The organism is Hymenobacter properus, assembly GCF_015694735.1.
GTDB lineage: Bacteria > Bacteroidota > Bacteroidia > Cytophagales > Hymenobacteraceae > Hymenobacter > Hymenobacter properus.
In genome coordinates this window covers 37108-52829 of sequence record NZ_JADQDP010000007.1, presented here as the reverse complement: position 1 = coordinate 52829, position 15722 = coordinate 37108, and the positions used below count along the sequence as shown (strand labels likewise).

The following is a 15722-nucleotide window of genomic DNA, read 5'->3' as shown; positions in this document are numbered from 1 at the left end:
TCCCATGAACACCTTTCGCTTTCCCCACCCGCTCGTCTTGCTGGTGGGCTTCATCATGTTGGCCGCGGCACTGAGCTATGTGCTGCCCGCCGGCCAGTTTGCCCGCCAGAAAAACCAAGCCACCGGCCGTGAGGTGGTGGTGCCCGGCTCCTACCAGCGCGTGCCGGCCACGCCCGTAAGCCCGCTCGACATGCTGGTGGACATCCCCAAGGGCATGGCCGACGCCGCGGGCGTCATCTTTCTGATTTTCCTGGCCGGCGGCGCCTTCACCGTGCTCGACCAAACCGGCGCCTTGCGCCACGGCGTCGACTGGCTGCTGGCCCGCGCCCACGGCCGCGAGGTGCTGGTCATCCCCGTCGTGAGTTTGCTCTTTGCCACCATGGGCGCTTTGGAAAACATGGGCGAGGAAATAGTAGCCCTCATGCCGGTGCTGCTGGTGCTGACGCGGCGGCTGGGCTATCCCGTCATCACGGCCGTGGCAATTAGCCTGGGTGCCGCCATCGTGGGGGCCGCATTCAGCCCCATCAATCCCTTTCAGGTGGGCGTGGCCCAGAAGCTGGCGCAATTGCCGCTGCTCTCGGGCGGCGGCTACCGGCTGGCCCTGCTACTGCCCGCCGTGGCCCTCTGGATTGCGGGCGTGATGCGCCACGCCATTCGCCACCGCGTGGCCCCGGAAATCACCACTGCAGAGGTGGCCGCCGATGCCCGCGGCGCCGGCCGGCACGGCCTGGTGCTGCTGTTGCTGCTGGTGTGCTTCAGCATCTTTGGCTACGGCGTGGTGAGTTTGGGCTGGGACTTTGACCAGATGGGCGCGCTGTTTTTCATACTCGGCGTGGGGGCCGGGCTGCTGGGCGGCTTGGGCCTGTCGGGCACGGCCGAAGGCTTCGTGACAGGCTTCCGCGACATTGCTTTTTCGGCGTTGCTCATTGGGTTTGCCCGTGCCATTTTCGTGGTGCTGGAGCAGGGCCACATCGTCGATACCATCGTCCAGGGCCTGTCGGCGCCGCTAGGGCACTTGCCGGTCACGCTCTCGGCGCTGGGCATGATGGTGGTGCAAACCGCCCTGCACCTCCCCGTGCCTAGCGTGAGCGGACAGGCCACGCTCACCATGCCGCTGTTTGCGCCGCTGGCCGACATCATCGGGCTGTCGCGCCAGGTGGTGGTGCTGGCGTTTCAGTACGCCGCCGGGCTCTGCGAGCTCATCACCCCCACCAACGGCTCTTTGCTGGCCATTCTGGCCATCTGCAAGCTGCGCTTCGACCAATGGCTGCGCTACGTGTGGCCGCTGTATGCGATGCTACTGGCGCTGGGTGTGGCCGGCGTGGTGGCCGGTATTTGGCTGGGAGTCTAAAGCAGCGCAGTAAGGAGAAATCGAAATCAGCTGTCATCCTGAGCGCAGCGAAGGACCTCCTCACGTCAGAATTATTCAACGTGAGAAGGTCCTTCGCTGCGCTCAGGATGACAGCCGATTTTGGGGCAAGTAGTTAACCTAATCGGCCCGCAGCTCGCTGGCTGTAAACACGCGTGGCAGCTTGCGCTTGCGCTCCACAATCTGAAAAGAAGCCGAGTCCGTCGATTCATCCCAAAACACGTCGGACACGTGTCCGAAGTGGCGGTACTGACCCGGCTGGGGCGTCACCTCCTCCACGGCATCGCCGAAGCTAAACTTCGGCTTGTGGTAAATTTCCTTGAACAGCTCGGGCCGCACCAGAAACTGCTGCTCGTCGTAGCGCAGGGTAAGCCACTCGCCTTCATCATCTTCGCTGATTTTCTCAAACAGCTTGCCTACAGGCTCCAGCAGCTCAAACGAGCGGCGGTTGGCGGGGTGAATGTAGCGGAAGCCGTAATCGGGCGACCAGCCGTAGAGGCCAAAAACAACGGGTTTGGGACGGGGCATTGGGCAGGTTAAGGGCAGGGCAAAGATTACCTGTAAAACCCCAAATAGCCAGCCGAAGTTGCTGCGAGCAGGGTTTTAGTTTGCCTTGGGCGCAGGGGCCAGGTGCTCAGCGGCGTGCGCCAACAGGCGGTCGCGGTGCGCAGCGCCGTCGTGTGTGTTGGCAAACGAGATGCGGTGCTTTTCACCATTGGTCCGGTGCACCAGCGCGTCGGCGGGGCCGTCGGGCTCCACGGCGGCTACGTCGGCCCAGGTGAGCTCGTGCGCGGGGCCCAGGCGCTGAGTGCGCACGGCAAATCCACCGGCGTGCAGGTGCAGAAAAGTTCGGTCTGTCAGTTGGGAGAGGCGGAAGGCCAGCCCCACGTACATAAGGGCCACCGCGGCGTACAGCCACGGCAGCACGTGCAGGCGGTGCGGCGCCCCGGCCAGCTCGGCCTCGTGGTGGCGGTGCCAGATGTGGTAGCTCTCCAGGGCCAGAATGCCCGCGGCGGCCAGTTCCAGCCAGGCCACCGGTTCGCGGTGGAAAGGGTTGTGGCGCAGATGGAGCAACTCACGCACCATCAGCACGAGGTAGGCCGCGCCCACGGCTATTTCCAGGCCGGCCAGCAGCGTGAACGGTTCGGCACCCGTGAGGATGGGCACTACGCCGAAAAACAGCACCAGGGCCGGCGCCATGTGCCCCAGCGACTTGCCCACCTGCTGCTTGGCGTGGCGTCGGTGGTAGAGCGTGGTGCGGCCTTCGGCGGCGGGGCTGGCGGTGTTCATGCCCGAAAAGGTCGGCAGAATTTGGCAATCCGACAACCACGACCTAAGCCAGCCCCCTGACCAGCAGCGCAAATGCCCCGCGGCCGCGCTTGAGCTAGCCAAAAAATCGGCAAACACGTATTGTCCAGCTACCGCTTGCCCGGCACCGGCCGAATGTTTGGCTGCCCAGGCAAGGGTTTTTCTTTTTTCAATGTCAACCGTTTCCGCTTCCAAACCGGCGCCCCGCGCCACCGCTTCCGCCAAAACCGCTACTCCCAAGCCTGCCCCCCAGCCCGCCGGGCCCGCGCCGCAGCCCGGCATGGGTGCCGTGCCTCACGCCGACGGCACCACCTTCCGGGTATGGGCCCCTCACGCCGACGCCGTGTCCGTCATCGGCACCTTCAACGAGTGGCAAGCTGATAAAAACCCGCTTCAGCACGAAGCCGACGGCTACTGGGCCCTCGACGTGCCCGGCGCCAAGCCCGGCGACGAGTACAAATTCCACATCGTCAACGGCAAGCAGCAGTTCGACCGCAACGACCCCTACGCCCGGCAGGTGACCAACTCGGCCGGTTCGTCGGTGGTGCACGACCCGAACTTCGACTGGGCCGACGACAATTTCCAGATGCCGGCCTGGAACGAGCTGGTGATTTACGAGCTGCACGTGGGCACCTTCAACGCCCCCGATGCCGACAAAGTGGGCACCTTCGCCGACGTGGCCGAAAAGCTGCCCTACCTGCGCGACCTAGGCATCAACTGCATCGAGCTGCTGCCAGCCACCGAGTTTCCGGGCAGCCGCTCGTGGGGCTACAACCCTGCCAACCCGTTTGCGCTCGAAAGCGACTACGGCGGGCCGGTAGCCTTCAAGGAACTGGTGAAGGCCGCCCACCAGCACGGCATTGCGGTGGTGCTCGACGTGGTGTATAACCACTTCGGCCCCGGCGACCTCGATTTGTGGCAGTTCGACGGCTGGAGCGAGAACGACGGCGGTGGTATCTACTTCTACAACGACTGGAAGGCCGAAACGCCTTGGGGCCACAACCGCCCCGACTACGGCCGCCCCGAGGTGCGCCAGTACATCCGCGACAATGCCCTGATGTGGCTGCAGGAATACCGCGTGGATGGCCTGCGGGCCGACGCCATTGCCTTCATTCGCAACGTGAAGGGCGAGGAAAACCCCGGCGACGACCTGCCCGAGGGCTGGAGCCTGATGCGCTGGATTAACGAGGAGATTGACCAGACCATGCCCTGGAAAATCACGATTGCCGAAGACATGCGCGGCAACGCCGGCATCACCGAAAGCGTGGCCAACGGCGGCCAGGGCTTCGATTCGCAGTGGGACAGCTCGTTTGTGTACCCCATCGTGGAGGCCCTCACGGCGCCCTTCGACGCCGACCGCAACATGCAGGCCGTGGCCCAGGCCCTGGCCGTGACTTACAACGGCGACGCTTTCCGCCGCGTCATCTACACCGAAAGCCACGACGAGGTGGCCAACGGCAAAAGCCGCGTGGCCGAGGAAATCATGCCCGGCGCGGCCGACAGCTACTTCTCCAAGAAGCGCACCACGCTGGGCGCCGCGCTGGTGCTCACGGCCCCGGGCATCCCCATGCTGTTTCAGGGCCAGGAGTTTCTGGCCGATGGCGAGTTCAACGACGCCGAGCCGCTGGTGTGGGCCCACGTAGAAAGCCGCGCCGGCCTGGTGCACCTCTACCGCGACCTGATTGCGCTGCGGCGCAATTACCACGGCACCACCCGCGGCCTGAGCGGGCAGCATACCCGCGTTTTCCACGTCAACGACGCCGATAAGCTGGTGGCCTTTGCCCGCTGGAACCAGAGCGAAAACACGCCCGGCGACACCACCGTGGTGCTGGCGAACTTCGCCAACCAGGCTCGCGACAACTATACCATTGGCCTGCCCGGCCCCGGCCGCTGGACGGTGCGCTTCAACAGCGACTGGACCGGCTACGACGGCGAATTTGGCGATTTCGACAGCTTCGGCGTCGATGCCGAGGCGGGCGAATACGACGGTTACGCCTGGCACGGCAGCATCGGCGTAGCACCCTACGCGGTGCTCATTTTGTCGCAGGAAGGGTGACCGCCCTTATTGCTCGTTAACCCGTCATGCAGCGCGTAGCGAAGCATCTTTCCCGCAATAGTAACCCCTGTCGATTGGATTACTGCCGCGGTAAAGATGCTTCGCTACGCGCTGTATGACGTTCTTTGACCGGAATCACTCTCCTACTTCTGCTTATGAATCCATCTGCTCCCGCTCCGCCCGCCCAGCCCGCCAACGTCCCCAACTCGGAACTAAAAAATGCGCTGCTCATTGCCGCCGGGGTAATGTCGGCCGCGTTCGGCCTCAAATCGTTCCTGCTGTCGAGCCACTTCATCGACGGCGGCGTGACCGGGGTTTCGATGCTGCTGGCGGCGGTGTTTCGTTTGCCGCTGTCCATTTTGATTCTCGTTATCAACCTGCCCTTTATCGCGCTGGGTTATAACCAGCTGGGCCGGCGCTTTGCCTTGCGCAGCGCCATTGGCATTGGCGGGCTAGCGCTGGTGCTGGCCGTGGTGCCTTTCCCCGACGTGACGCCCGACCGCCTGCTCACGGCCGTGTTCGGCGGGGTGTTCATCGGGGCGGGCATCGGGCTGGCCATGCGCGGCGGGGCCGTGCTCGACGGCACCGAAATTGCCGCCCTTCTCGTGAGCCGCTACCTGGTATTGCTCAAAGTCAGCGACTTAATCCTTGTTCTCAACGTCGTCATCTTCGGTGTGGCCGTGCTGGTGCTGGGCACCGAGCCGGCGCTGTATTCCATGCTCACCTACTTTGCGGCCGCCCGCGTGCTGGAGTTCGTGCTCAACGGCATCGAGCAATACACGGGCGTCACCATCGTGTCGGAGTATAGCAACGACATCCGCCGGGTCATCACCGAAAAGCTGGGCCGCGGCGTCACGATGTACCAGGGCAAATCGGGCTACGGCAAGCGAGGCGAAATGGGCATCGAGCGCGACATCGTCTTCACCGTGGTGACGCGCCTGGAGCTGCCCGCCCTGCGCACCGCCGTGCAAGAGGTCGACCCCCGCGCCTTCATCGTGCAGTATCGCATCGATGACGCGCAGGGTGGCATTATTAAGAAGCGGGCGCTGCATTAAAGCCTGCAGCAAAACAGAACGTCATGCAGAGCGCCAGCGAAGCATATTTACCTCGATACTAATCCTTATAATTCGGATTGCGTTGCGCGGTAAAGATGCTTCGCTGGCGCTCTGCATGACGTTCTGTATAGTTCGTTTAACTACCTCTGCCCTCAAGCTCCTTTCCTCTTGCTTCCTCCTGCCCCCGCACCCACCTTCCTCGCCCCTGCCGGCACCATCATCGGCCGGGCCGATGGGCCGGTGCTGCGTGCCACGGGCATCCGCTACGCCCGCGCCGCGCGGTTTCAGCCGCCGGTGCCCGAGTTGCCCGCTACGGCGCCCATCCTGGCCACAGCGCCTGCGCCCGCCTGCCCGCAGCTGGCCGACCCGCGCGTGGACCAGGTGATGGGGGACCTATTCGCCGCCCTGAGCTTCGACGAGGATTGCCTGCGCCTGTCCATTACCCTGCCCGCCGACTGCAAGCCTGGGGAACATCTGCCGGTCATCGTGTGGGTACACGGCGGCTCCTACGTATCCGGCGCGGGCGACCTGGCTATTTACGACCCCGCCACCTGGGTAGCCGAGCAGCGCGTGGTGTTTGTGGCCGTGACCTACCGGCTGGGGCTGTTCGGGTTTCTGGGCAGCGGCAGCACGCCGCCTAACTTGGGCTTGCTCGATTTGCTGGAGGCCCTGCGCTGGGTGCAGCGCAACATTGCCGCGTTCGGTGGCGACCCGGCTTTGGTGACGCTATTCGGCCACTCGTCGGGGGCCGATGCCATTGCCCAACTCATGCTGACGGAGGGCGCGGCGAGTCTGTTCCGGCGCGTGATGCTGCACAGCGCGCCGCTGGGGCTCACCCGGGGACGCCAGCGCATGCTGCAGGCCATGAGCCGGGCGATGGGCCCGTTCGCCCCTACCGCGTTGGTGGCGCAAGTGCTGGCCCGCGAAAGCGCTGTGATGCGGGCCGCCCGCTGGCAGGGTTTGAAAAGCGGCATGCCCTTCGGCCCGCAATACGGCGCCACGCCGCTGCCGCCCGAAACTGAAATTGACGCCATTTGGGCTGGTGTGGCCCCGCACATCGACATTCTCATCGGCGCCACGGCCGAGGAAACGCGCTTTTTTGCCGTCATCGACCCAACTTTCAATTGGTTGCAGCATTTGCCGGTGGCGGGCCGCCGGGTGGTGCGGTTGCTCACCGAGGTCACGTCGCGCCGCATCTATTTGGGGCCGGCACAGGCGTTTGCCGTGCGGCAGGCCCGGGCAGGCGGCCAGGCCTGGCGGTTTATACTCACCTACCAGCCGCCCGGCAGCCCATTTGGGGCCGCGCACGTGGTCGATTTGCCTTTGCTGCTGGGCAACCGCGCCAGTTGGAGCGCCACACCGCTGCTGGGCGAGGCCGATTGGGAAGAAGTTGACGCCGCCGGCCGGCAGGTGCGGCAGCGGTGGGCTGACTTTGCGCGCACCGGCGTGCTGCCCGAACGGGTTGAAATTCCGGGGGTGCTGGAAGTAGTGAAGGCGTAGCGTGGCCGTAACCTTCTGTCATCCTGAGCGCAGCGAAGGACCTTCTCACAATAGAATGCTCATTATTCTATCGGGAGAAGGTCCTTCGCTGCGCTCAGGATGACAGATGACTTTAAATCAATTCCTAGAGATTTCACACGCAGTGGCTGGTGGCCGGGCAACTGCTGTCCCGGCAATAATTCATTTAACTCCCTGAAAAAAGCCTTCCGCCGTTGGTAGGTGCGGCTTAAATCGGCTTACCTTTCGCCACGTTCTAACCCGCTGTTCTTCGCCCCACCCTTATGCAATCCACCGCCAACGCCCCCGAAGCCCACTTTCCCGACTCGCTGCTTGTGGAAGTGGCCTGGGAAGTCTGCAACCAGGTGGGCGGCATCTACACCGTTATTCGCTCGAAGGTGCCGGCCACTGTGCCCGCCTGGGGCGACCGATATTGCCTGCTCGGCCCCTACTTCCCCAACATGGCCCAGGGCGAGTTTGAGCCCTACGACGACCTGGCCGTGCACACCGCTGCCGACCCTTATGGGGCGGCGGTGCGCACCATGCGCGCCCAGGGCTACGATGTACAGATTGGCACCTGGCTGGTGACGGGGCGGCCTCGCGTGGTGCTCATCAACCCCTTCCTGGCCTACCCCAAGCTGGGCCAGCTGAAAGGGGAGTTATGGCAGCGCCACGGCATTCCTTCGCCCGATAACGACGACCTGTTGCACCAGGTCATTGCCTTTGGGCACCTCACCACCATCTTTTTCCAGCACGTGGCGGCGCAGGTGAAGCCCGCGCAGCGCCTGCTGGGCCACTTCCACGAGTGGATGACCGGCGTGGCCATTCCCGAGCTGCGGCGCCTGCAGGTGCCGGCCCACCTGCTCTTCACCACCCACGCCACCCTGCTGGGCCGCTACCTGGCCATGAACGACCCGGCCTTCTACGACCACCTGATGTGGGTGAACTGGGAAAAAGAGGCCAAGCACTTCAACATCGAGCCGGCCGTGCGCATGGAGCGCGCCGCCGCCCACGGCAGCCACGTCTTCACCACGGTGAGCGAGCTGACGGTACGCGAGTGCATCTATTTGCTCGACCGCATTCCCGACGCAGTGCTGCCCAATGGCCTCAACATCGAGCGCTTCGTGGCCCTGCACGAATTCCAGAACCTGCACCAGCAGTACAAAGCCAAGATTCACGAATTTGTGATGGCTCACTTCTTTCAGTCGTATGCCTTCGACCTGGATAAGACGCTGTATTTCTTCACTTCGGGCCGCTACGAATACCACAACAAAGGCTTCGACCTGACCCTGGAAGCCCTGGCCCGCCTCAACCACCGCATCCAGCAAAGCGGCCTGGATGGCCAGGTGGTGATGTTTTTCATTACCAAACGGCCCTACACCAGCATCAACCCGCAGGTGCTGGAGCGCCGCGCGTTGCTGGATGAGGTGCACGAAACCTGCCAGGCCATTGAGCGGCAGGTGGGTGAGCGCCTGTTCTATGCCGCTGCCGCCAGCTCCGAGCACAAGTTGCCCGACCTCAGCGCCATGGTGGACGACTACTGGCGCCTGCGCTACCGCCGCACGCTGCAAAGCTGGAAAACCAACACCCTGCCCCCCGTCATCACCCACAACCTGGTAAACGACCAGGACGACGACATCCTGAACTTCATGCGCCGGGCCAGCCTGCTCAACCACAAGCACGACCGGGTGAAAATGGTGTACCACCCCGATTTTGTGTCGCCGGCCTCGCCCCTGCTGGGCATGGAGTACGGTCAGTTTGTGCGCGGCTGCCACATGGGCGTGTTCCCCAGCTACTACGAGCCCTGGGGCTACACCCCGCTCGAATGCGTGGCCCGCGGCGTGCCCGCCATCACCTCCGACCTGTCGGGCTTCGGCGATTACGTGCTCCAAACCATCCCGGAACCCGAGCAGAAAGGCATTTTCGTGGTGCACCGCCAGGAAAAATCTTTCGACGAATCGGCCGAGGAGCTGTGCAACATGCTCTGGGACTTCGTGCAGCTCAACCGCCGCGAGCGCATCATGCAGCGCAACGCTGTGGAAAGCTCAGCCGAACTCTTCGACTGGAAAAACCTGCGCGTGCACTACGACCGGGCCTACGCGCTGGCGCTGGAGCGGATGTAAGACCCGCGTCATCGCCAGCAGTTACATGCAGGCTGAGACGCGTCAAAAAAGACCGGACAGCAGGTGCCACAAAATGATAAAGGCCAGAATAGGGGCTACTACTGCCAATATTGTTTTGCGCTTGGATTTGGCTGACTCGGAGGGAGCGTCAGCCACAAACGTTGCCCTTCCTACAAGAACGACACCAACCAGAATTGCCAGGAACGCCACCACCAAAACAATTCCTACCAACCACAGCAGGCCGGTTATATCACCCAAAAGAAGTAGTGGAGAAAAGAGCAGCATCATGCAAAGCTAGCTAATCCTACTACTTGCCGATTTCATGACACGCTTATTCGCCTGTCTTCTAGCATTTCTGAGTTTTACCGCCGCCCTCGCCCACGAGTTCTGGCTAGAGCCGCCGCGCTTCCGCCTCGCGCCCGGCACCACGGCCCACGTGCACACCTTCATCGGCGCCGACTTCGCGGGCAAACCTTGGACCACTAAGGCCACCAAAGTGCTGCGCCTGGTGCGCTACGGCCCTACTCCGGCCGACAGCACCAACCTCACACCCCAAAACGCCGCCGAAACCGACACGTTCCGCACCGATTTTTACTTTCGGCAGCCCGGCACCCACGTGGTGCTGCTGCGCTCCACCAATTCTTTCCTGGAGCTGCCCGCCGACCAGTTCACCGCCTACCTGCGCGAGGAGGGTTTGGATTATGCCCTGAAGCTGCGCCAGGAAAACGAGCAGATGGACCAGCCCGGCCGCGAAACCTACCGCCGCTGCGCCAAAGCCCTGGTGCAAGTGGGCGAAGCCGGCGCCACCTCGCCCGCTACCGATAGCGCCTGCCGCCACGTGTACGGCCTGCCGTTGGAATTGGTGCCCGAGCAGAACCCCTACCGCGTAGCCCTCGACAAGTCCCTGACCGTGCGGGTGCTGCGCGCCGGCAAGCCTGCTTTCGGGGCGGCCGTGCAGGTGTGGCAACGGCAGCCAGGGGGCCTGCCCACCACGCATTACACCACCCGCGCCAACCAAAACGGCCGCATCTTGTTACGTTTGTCCGGACCAGGACCGTACCTGCTGGCGACCGTCGACATGCGCCCGGCTACGGCCGGGCTGCGCGACCGCGCCGACTGGCAATCGACCTGGGCCTCGCTCACGTTTGCCGGGCCGGCGGCACCGCTGCGGCCGGGCGTCAAACATTAAACCACACTTCACCCGGACTTCTGGGTTTTTTATTTACCTTCGCCGTTCCCTTACTCCACCCGCTTACGCTGTATGAAGTACACGATTGATAAAAAAGATAGCTACACCATCATCACGATTGAGGAGAAGAAGCTCGACACCACGGTTGCGCCCGACCTCAAATCGGAGTTTGTGAAGCTAAACGCTGAAGGCATCAACAACCTGATTCTGGACCTCACCAACGTGAAGTACACGGATTCGTCGGGGCTCAGCTCCATCCTGATTGCCAACCGCTTGTGCAACTCGACGGGCGGCCTGCTGGTGCTCACCGGCTTGCAAGACCACGTGCTTAAGCTCATCACCATCAGCAAGCTGGAATCGGTGCTGCACATCCTGCCCACCGTGGAAGAAGGCATTGACCGGGTGTTTCTGCACGCCATCGAGCGCGACCTGACGGACAAGGAGTAGATTTTTTAGCCGCAAGCTATAAGCTCAAGCCGCAAGCTGCTGTTCTGCTTTTAGCCAGGACACTAGCTTGCGGCTTGCCGCTTTTCCAACGTATGACCTTCGAGCTGAAGATATTAGGGTCGGCCTCGGCCACGCCTACCGCCGGGCGCCACCCCACGGCGCAGGTGCTCACGGTAGGCGCCATCAGCTACCTGATTGACTGCGGCGAGGGCGCGCAGTGGCAGATGCTCGAATACCGGGTGCGGCCCCACCACCTGCGTGCCGTCTTCATCTCCCACCTGCACGGCGACCATTATTTTGGCCTGTTTGGCTTGCTGGGCACCATGCACCTGCAGGGCCGCACCGCGCCGCTCACCGTGGTGGGCCCGCCCGGCCTCGACGAGGTGCTGGTGACGCAGGCGCGGGTATCGAACATGCAGTTGGGTTTCGTCATGGAGTTCATTCCGGTCGATACCGAGGCGCACGCCGTGGTGTATGAGGACGAGCTGATTACGGTGGCCTCGCTGCCCATGCGCCACCGCATTCCCTGCGCTGGCTACCTTTTTGCCGAAAAACCGCGCCGCGCCAACCTGCTGAAAGAGAAGCTGCCGCCGGGCCTCACACCCGCGCAGCTGGCCCGCCTGGCCCAGGGCGAAGACCTGCCGGCCGACGACCAGCATCCCGCCGTGCGCCACGCCGACGTGTCGGCCCCCGCTCCCGCCCCGCGCCGCTACGCCTTCTTCTCCGACACGCTCTACACGCCGGCCCTGGCCGACTTCATCCAGGGTGCCGACCTGCTTTACCACGAAGCCACTTTCCTGGAAGAGCTGCGCGAACGCGCTGCCCAAACGCACCACAGCACGGCCCGGCAGGCAGCCACAATGGCCGTGGCGGGCGGTGTGAAACGCTTGCTCATCGGCCACTTCTCCAGCCGCTACAAGACGCTGGGGCCGCTTCTGGAAGAGGCCCAGGCCGTGTACCCCACGGCCGAGCTAGCGACGGAAGGCCTGACGGTGAACTTGTAATTTTTCGCATGAACACCTTCACCCACAAAAAACAGCAGCTTTACCTGGTGCTCAGCGGCATTTTCATTGTGAATGCGCTGCTAGCCGAAATCATTGGGGTTAAGATATTCTCGCTGCTGCCGCTGCTGGGCCGCGACGACAACCTGACGGCGGGCGTGCTCATCTGGCCGGTGGTATTTGTGACCACCGATATCATCAACGAATATTTTGGCAAGGCCGGGGTGCTACGCGTGAGCTACCTGACCATGGCCCTGATTCTGTTCGCCTTTGGGGTTATTTACCTCACCACCAAGCTGCCGCCGGCGGCCTTCTGGCTCGATGTGAACAAGACCGACAACCTGGGCAGGCCGTTCAACATCGATTTTGCCTACCAGAGCATTTTCCGGCAGGGCCTGGGCATCATCACCGGGTCCATCGTGGCCTTTGCGGTGGGGCAGGTGCTCGATGCCACCATCTTTGCGGCCTTGCGCAAGGCTACGGGCGGACGCTACGTGTGGCTGCGGGCCACGGGCTCCACGCTGGTGTCGCAGCTTGTCGATTCGTTTGTGGTGCTGTATGTGGCGTTTTACGTGTTCGGCAACTGGAGCCTGCAGCAGGTGCTGAGCGTGGCCAATACCAACTACTGGTATAAGTTCGCGGCGGCCATTCTGCTCACGCCGGTGCTCTACCTGGCGCATTTTCTGATTGACCGGTACCTAGGCCCCGAAGAAACTAGTGAGCTGCAAGAGGAAGCAACGGCTAATGTTTCGGTTTGAGCTAACTTACCCGCTTATTCACTTAAGCCCTTTTTTCGTGCGTGTACTTCTGCTTTCGTTGGCTGCGGCCCTGTGTCCTGTGCTTGGCGCTGCCCAAAGCAACTTTGTAGCCGGCTCGTATGAACTGGCCGACGGCACCAAAGGCGCTGGCCAGCTCGAATACCAGCCCGGCAACCACCCAAAACTGCTTGTGAAGGACGCGGCGGCCGACCCCGCCAGCAAAGCCGGCAAGAAGGGCCAGGCGTATTCGCCCGAGCAGGTTCGCTCGTTTGACCTCGGCCCCGACCATTATGTACTCTTGCACAGCATCAAGCTCGATTCGGGCATGCCCATGTCGATGAGCATGACCAAGAAAGACGAGTTTGCCAAAGTGGTGGAAACCGGCAAGCTGGAGCTTCTGCAGTATCAGGTTTTCTACGCCGGCATGGGCTATGCGGCTCCCGGCGGCGCTGGCCGGAGCTCATCGCCGCAAAACACCGTGGTGTACCTGCTGCGTCGGCAAGGCGAAGACAATGCCACCATGGTGCCGGTAGGGGCCAAAAAGTACCGCGAAGTGATGACGGCTTACTTTGCCGGCCGCCCCGAACTGCTCAAGAAGCTGAGCAACCAACCTAAAAACGAATCCGAGTTCCGTGCGCTGGTTCAGGAATACAACGCCGGCCAATAGCAGCGGCCCTCTTCGGGCCTAATTTCTCCTCTTATACCACACATGTCCCGCATTCTCACCGGCATCCAAAGCACCGGCCGCCCCCACTTGGGCAACCTGCTTGGCGCCATTCTCCCGGCCATCGAGCTGTCGAAAAACCCGGCCAACGACTCGCTGTACTTCATCGCCGACCTGCACTCGCTCACCACCGTGCGCGACGCCGCCGTGCTGCGCGCCAACACCTATGCCGTGGCCGCCGCGTGGTTGGCCTGCGGCTTCGACACCGAGAAAAACCTGTTTTACCGGCAGTCCGACGTGCCGCAGGTAACGGAGCTGACCTGGTACCTGAGCTGCTTCACGCCCTACCCCATGCTGGCCAACGCGCACAGCTTCAAGGACAAGAGCGACCGGCTGTCGGACGTGAACGCCGGCCTATTCACCTACCCCGTGCTCATGGCCGCCGACATTCTGCTCTACGACGCCGAGTTCGTGCCCGTGGGCAAAGACCAGGTGCAGCACCTCGAAATTGCTCGCGACATTGCCCAGGCCTTCAACAACCGCTACGGCGAAACGCTGGTGCCGCCCAAGCCCCGGGTTGACGAGCAGGTGATGCTGGTGCCCGGCGTCGACGGCCAGAAGATGAGCAAGAGCTACGGCAACATCATCGACATTTTTGCCCCTGAAAAAGAGCTGCTGAAAGCCGTGAAAAGCATCATTTCGGACAGCACCCCCCTGGAAGAACCCAAAGACCCGGGCAAGGACGTCACGTTCAAGCTGTACTCGCTGCTGGCCTCGCCGGCCGAGGTTGAAACCATGCGCCAGAACTACCTGGCCGGGGGCTACGGCTACGGCCACGCCAAAAAGGAGCTGTATGAGTTGATTCTGCGCCGCTTTGCGACGGAGCGCGAGCGGTTCGATTTCTACATGAACAACCTGCCGGAGTTGGATGCGGCGCTGGCCATCGGGGCCAAGCGCGCCCAGGAATACGGCGCCGGCGTGCTAGCCAAAGTGCGCCAGAAAGTGGGCTACAGCCCGGCGTAGGGCCTCGCGCCTGTCATTGCGAGGCGCAGCCGAAGCAATCCGTCCTGTTATCAGCAACCAGCCTTCTAATGTGACAAAGCCCCGGCACTGCGCAGTGCCGGGGCTTCTGGTAAAAGAGCGTGTCGGGTTCTGAGAGGACGGATTGCCACGGGCTGCGCCCTCGCAATGACAGACGCTACGCCTCGTAAGGCTGCTGGTGCGAGAAGCTGAAGCCCACCTTGCTTCCGCGGCTCACCTGCTGATTTTCCACCTTCTGCTTCACGCTGATTTTCTGAATCTCGGGCAGCAACGGCGCTATCAGGTCGTTGTTGACGGCGGCAATCATGGCGCTTTCCACGAATAGGCGCATGGCTTCGGGCGTGATGGGGTTGTCGGACATGTCGTTGTCGGGCAGCTCCAGCTGCTGCACGCCTTCAAGGAAGTAGTGGTTTTCGATGTTAACTAAAAGGCGGCCCACGAGGTAGCCGGGGTCGTTGAGGCGCTGGTATTTGATGCTGTCGGCCATGAAGTTGTAGGCCATGATGTGTCCGAAGAAGCGGCGCCTGAAGTCGGCCTCCACGTATTTGCTGGGCATGGGACCGTAGTCATCGGGGAAGGTGACGACGTTGGAGTGCATCACGAAAACCAGTAAATCGCCCGAAAATTTGATGTGAAACTCCATGTCATTGATGGAGCGGTATTCGATGACGACGCTTGAATCGAGGGGCGTGAGTTTGCGCGAGAGTTCCACCACCAGTTCCTGCGACACCAGCCGCAGGCAGTCGAACGCGGCTTGGGTGTTGCGGTAGATGGCCTGCTTGGCCACCGACTTTTGCTTGAGGCCCTCAAAAATCTGGTCGAGGCGGTCGGCGGGCGCGGCCACGGGCGAGCCGGCTTCGGCGGTGGGCTCGTTGTTGGTGGCGGTGGCGCCGCGGTGGCCAGTGTCCGGGGCAGTGGGCGGCACGGCGGCGGTTTTGGGCGCGGCTTCCTTGCGCGGCTTGGTGGTTTTCTTTTTAACGGGTGCGGTGGGCGCAGGCTCCTGCTGAGGCACAGCCGCGGTTTCGGACGGTGCGAACGACTCGGGTTCTGCCCCTTTTTTGCTGGATGATTTAGCCATTCTGATACAGTCAAGGCGCTTTCGAAACCACAGCGCCGCCAAAAAACAAGACTTGATTTTCTCCCGCAACCGCTTCACTCAAATGCCGCTGCGTAGCCAAGGGTACGCAAGGAAGCCGGGCTACAGTTACAGCCGC

At 62.6% G+C, this 15722-nt stretch carries 15 protein-coding genes; 11 read left to right on the top strand and 4 right to left on the bottom strand.

Annotated features, from left to right (window positions below):
• Nucleotides 1-4 precede the first annotated feature (4 nt).
• The gene (locus I2I01_RS21495) at nt 5-1351 is read left to right on the top strand and encodes a YfcC family protein (RefSeq protein WP_196288586.1); all 1347 of its coding nucleotides are present in this window, start codon (nt 5-7) and stop codon (nt 1349-1351) included.
• 138 nt (nt 1352-1489) lie between these two features.
• On the opposite strand, the gene I2I01_RS21490 is transcribed toward I2I01_RS21495, so the two are convergent.
• Nucleotides 1490-1897 carry a DUF6960 family protein gene (locus I2I01_RS21490; RefSeq protein ID WP_196288585.1) on the bottom strand — a complete coding sequence of 136 codons (408 nt, stop codon included), beginning with the start codon at nt 1895-1897 and terminating at the stop codon, nt 1490-1492.
• Between the two features lie 75 nt (nt 1898-1972).
• Nucleotides 1973-2659, bottom strand: coding sequence for a hypothetical protein (locus I2I01_RS21485; protein ID WP_196288584.1), 687 nt, complete (start codon nt 2657-2659; stop codon nt 1973-1975).
• Nucleotides 2660-2849: 190 nt separating this feature from the next.
• Between I2I01_RS21485 and I2I01_RS21480 the strand changes: the two genes are divergently transcribed.
• From I2I01_RS21480 to I2I01_RS21465, 4 genes are all read left to right on the top strand, one after another.
• Nucleotides 2850-4733 carry an alpha-amylase family glycosyl hydrolase gene (locus I2I01_RS21480; RefSeq protein WP_211538089.1) on the top strand — a complete coding sequence of 628 codons (1884 nt, stop codon included), beginning with the start codon at nt 2850-2852 and terminating at the stop codon, nt 4731-4733.
• A 155-nt stretch (nt 4734-4888) separates the two neighbouring features.
• On the top strand, nt 4889-5788 hold the full coding sequence (locus tag I2I01_RS21475) for a YitT family protein (protein ID WP_196288583.1): 900 nt from the start codon (nt 4889-4891) through the stop codon (nt 5786-5788).
• Between the two features lie 168 nt (nt 5789-5956).
• On the top strand, nt 5957-7288 hold the full coding sequence (locus I2I01_RS21470; protein WP_211538088.1) for a carboxylesterase family protein: 1332 nt from the start codon (nt 5957-5959) through the stop codon (nt 7286-7288).
• Between the two features lie 281 nt (nt 7289-7569).
• A complete protein-coding gene (locus I2I01_RS21465) occupies nt 7570-9408 on the top strand; it encodes a glycosyltransferase (RefSeq protein ID WP_196288582.1) in 1839 nt (612 codons plus the stop codon).
• Nucleotides 9409-9450: 42 nt separating this feature from the next.
• Here I2I01_RS21465 and I2I01_RS21460 read toward each other — a convergent pair whose 3' ends face one another.
• Nucleotides 9451-9696, bottom strand: coding sequence for a hypothetical protein (locus I2I01_RS21460; protein WP_196288581.1), 246 nt, complete (start codon nt 9694-9696; stop codon nt 9451-9453).
• 34 nt (nt 9697-9730) lie between these two features.
• Between I2I01_RS21460 and I2I01_RS21455 the strand changes: the two genes are divergently transcribed.
• The 6 genes from I2I01_RS21455 (at nt 9731) to trpS (ending at nt 14490) form a co-directional block, all read left to right on the top strand.
• Entirely contained in the window at nt 9731-10597 is an 867-nt protein-coding gene (locus tag I2I01_RS21455) for a DUF4198 domain-containing protein (protein WP_196288580.1), read from the top strand.
• A 72-nt stretch (nt 10598-10669) separates the two neighbouring features.
• On the top strand, nt 10670-11044 hold the full coding sequence (locus I2I01_RS21450; RefSeq protein ID WP_168675310.1) for an STAS domain-containing protein: 375 nt from the start codon (nt 10670-10672) through the stop codon (nt 11042-11044).
• Between the two features lie 92 nt (nt 11045-11136).
• Nucleotides 11137-12048, top strand: coding sequence for a ribonuclease Z (locus I2I01_RS21445; protein ID WP_196288579.1), 912 nt, complete (start codon nt 11137-11139; stop codon nt 12046-12048).
• A gap of 8 nt (nt 12049-12056) precedes the next feature.
• The gene (locus I2I01_RS21440; RefSeq protein WP_196288578.1) at nt 12057-12803 is read left to right on the top strand and encodes a queuosine precursor transporter; all 747 of its coding nucleotides are present in this window, start codon (nt 12057-12059) and stop codon (nt 12801-12803) included.
• Between the two features lie 37 nt (nt 12804-12840).
• Nucleotides 12841-13470 (top strand): hypothetical protein, encoded by a 630-nt coding sequence (locus tag I2I01_RS21435; protein ID WP_196288577.1) that lies wholly within the window; start codon nt 12841-12843, stop codon nt 13468-13470.
• A 42-nt stretch (nt 13471-13512) separates the two neighbouring features.
• Nucleotides 13513-14490, top strand: a complete 978-nt coding sequence (trpS, locus tag I2I01_RS21430) for a tryptophan--tRNA ligase (protein ID WP_196288576.1) — start codon at nt 13513-13515, stop codon at nt 14488-14490.
• A 175-nt stretch (nt 14491-14665) separates the two neighbouring features.
• Here trpS and I2I01_RS21425 read toward each other — a convergent pair whose 3' ends face one another.
• Nucleotides 14666-15586 (bottom strand): hypothetical protein, encoded by a 921-nt coding sequence (locus tag I2I01_RS21425; protein WP_211538087.1) that lies wholly within the window; start codon nt 15584-15586, stop codon nt 14666-14668.
• Nucleotides 15587-15722 lie beyond the last annotated feature (136 nt).

Coding starts and splice junctions, on each gene's coding strand:
- I2I01_RS21465 (WP_196288582.1), top strand. CDS start 7,570: ATGCAATCCACCGCCAACGCCCCCGAAGCCCACTTTCCCGACTCGCTG.
- I2I01_RS21440 (WP_196288578.1), top strand. CDS start 12,057: ATGAACACCTTCACCCACAAAAAACAGCAGCTTTACCTGGTGCTCAGC.
- I2I01_RS21460 (WP_196288581.1), bottom strand. CDS start 9,696: ATGATGCTGCTCTTTTCTCCACTACTTCTTTTGGGTGATATAACCGGC.
- I2I01_RS21490 (WP_196288585.1), bottom strand. CDS start 1,897: ATGCCCCGTCCCAAACCCGTTGTTTTTGGCCTCTACGGCTGGTCGCCC.
- I2I01_RS21455 (WP_196288580.1), top strand. CDS start 9,731: ATGACACGCTTATTCGCCTGTCTTCTAGCATTTCTGAGTTTTACCGCC.
- I2I01_RS21450 (WP_168675310.1), top strand. CDS start 10,670: ATGAAGTACACGATTGATAAAAAAGATAGCTACACCATCATCACGATT.
- I2I01_RS21425 (WP_211538087.1), bottom strand. CDS start 15,586: ATGGCTAAATCATCCAGCAAAAAAGGGGCAGAACCCGAGTCGTTCGCA.
- I2I01_RS21495 (WP_196288586.1), top strand. CDS start 5: ATGAACACCTTTCGCTTTCCCCACCCGCTCGTCTTGCTGGTGGGCTTC.
- I2I01_RS21475 (WP_196288583.1), top strand. CDS start 4,889: ATGAATCCATCTGCTCCCGCTCCGCCCGCCCAGCCCGCCAACGTCCCC.
- I2I01_RS21480 (WP_211538089.1), top strand. CDS start 2,850: ATGTCAACCGTTTCCGCTTCCAAACCGGCGCCCCGCGCCACCGCTTCC.
- I2I01_RS21485 (WP_196288584.1), bottom strand. CDS start 2,659: ATGAACACCGCCAGCCCCGCCGCCGAAGGCCGCACCACGCTCTACCAC.
- trpS (WP_196288576.1), top strand. CDS start 13,513: ATGTCCCGCATTCTCACCGGCATCCAAAGCACCGGCCGCCCCCACTTG.
- I2I01_RS21445 (WP_196288579.1), top strand. CDS start 11,137: ATGACCTTCGAGCTGAAGATATTAGGGTCGGCCTCGGCCACGCCTACC.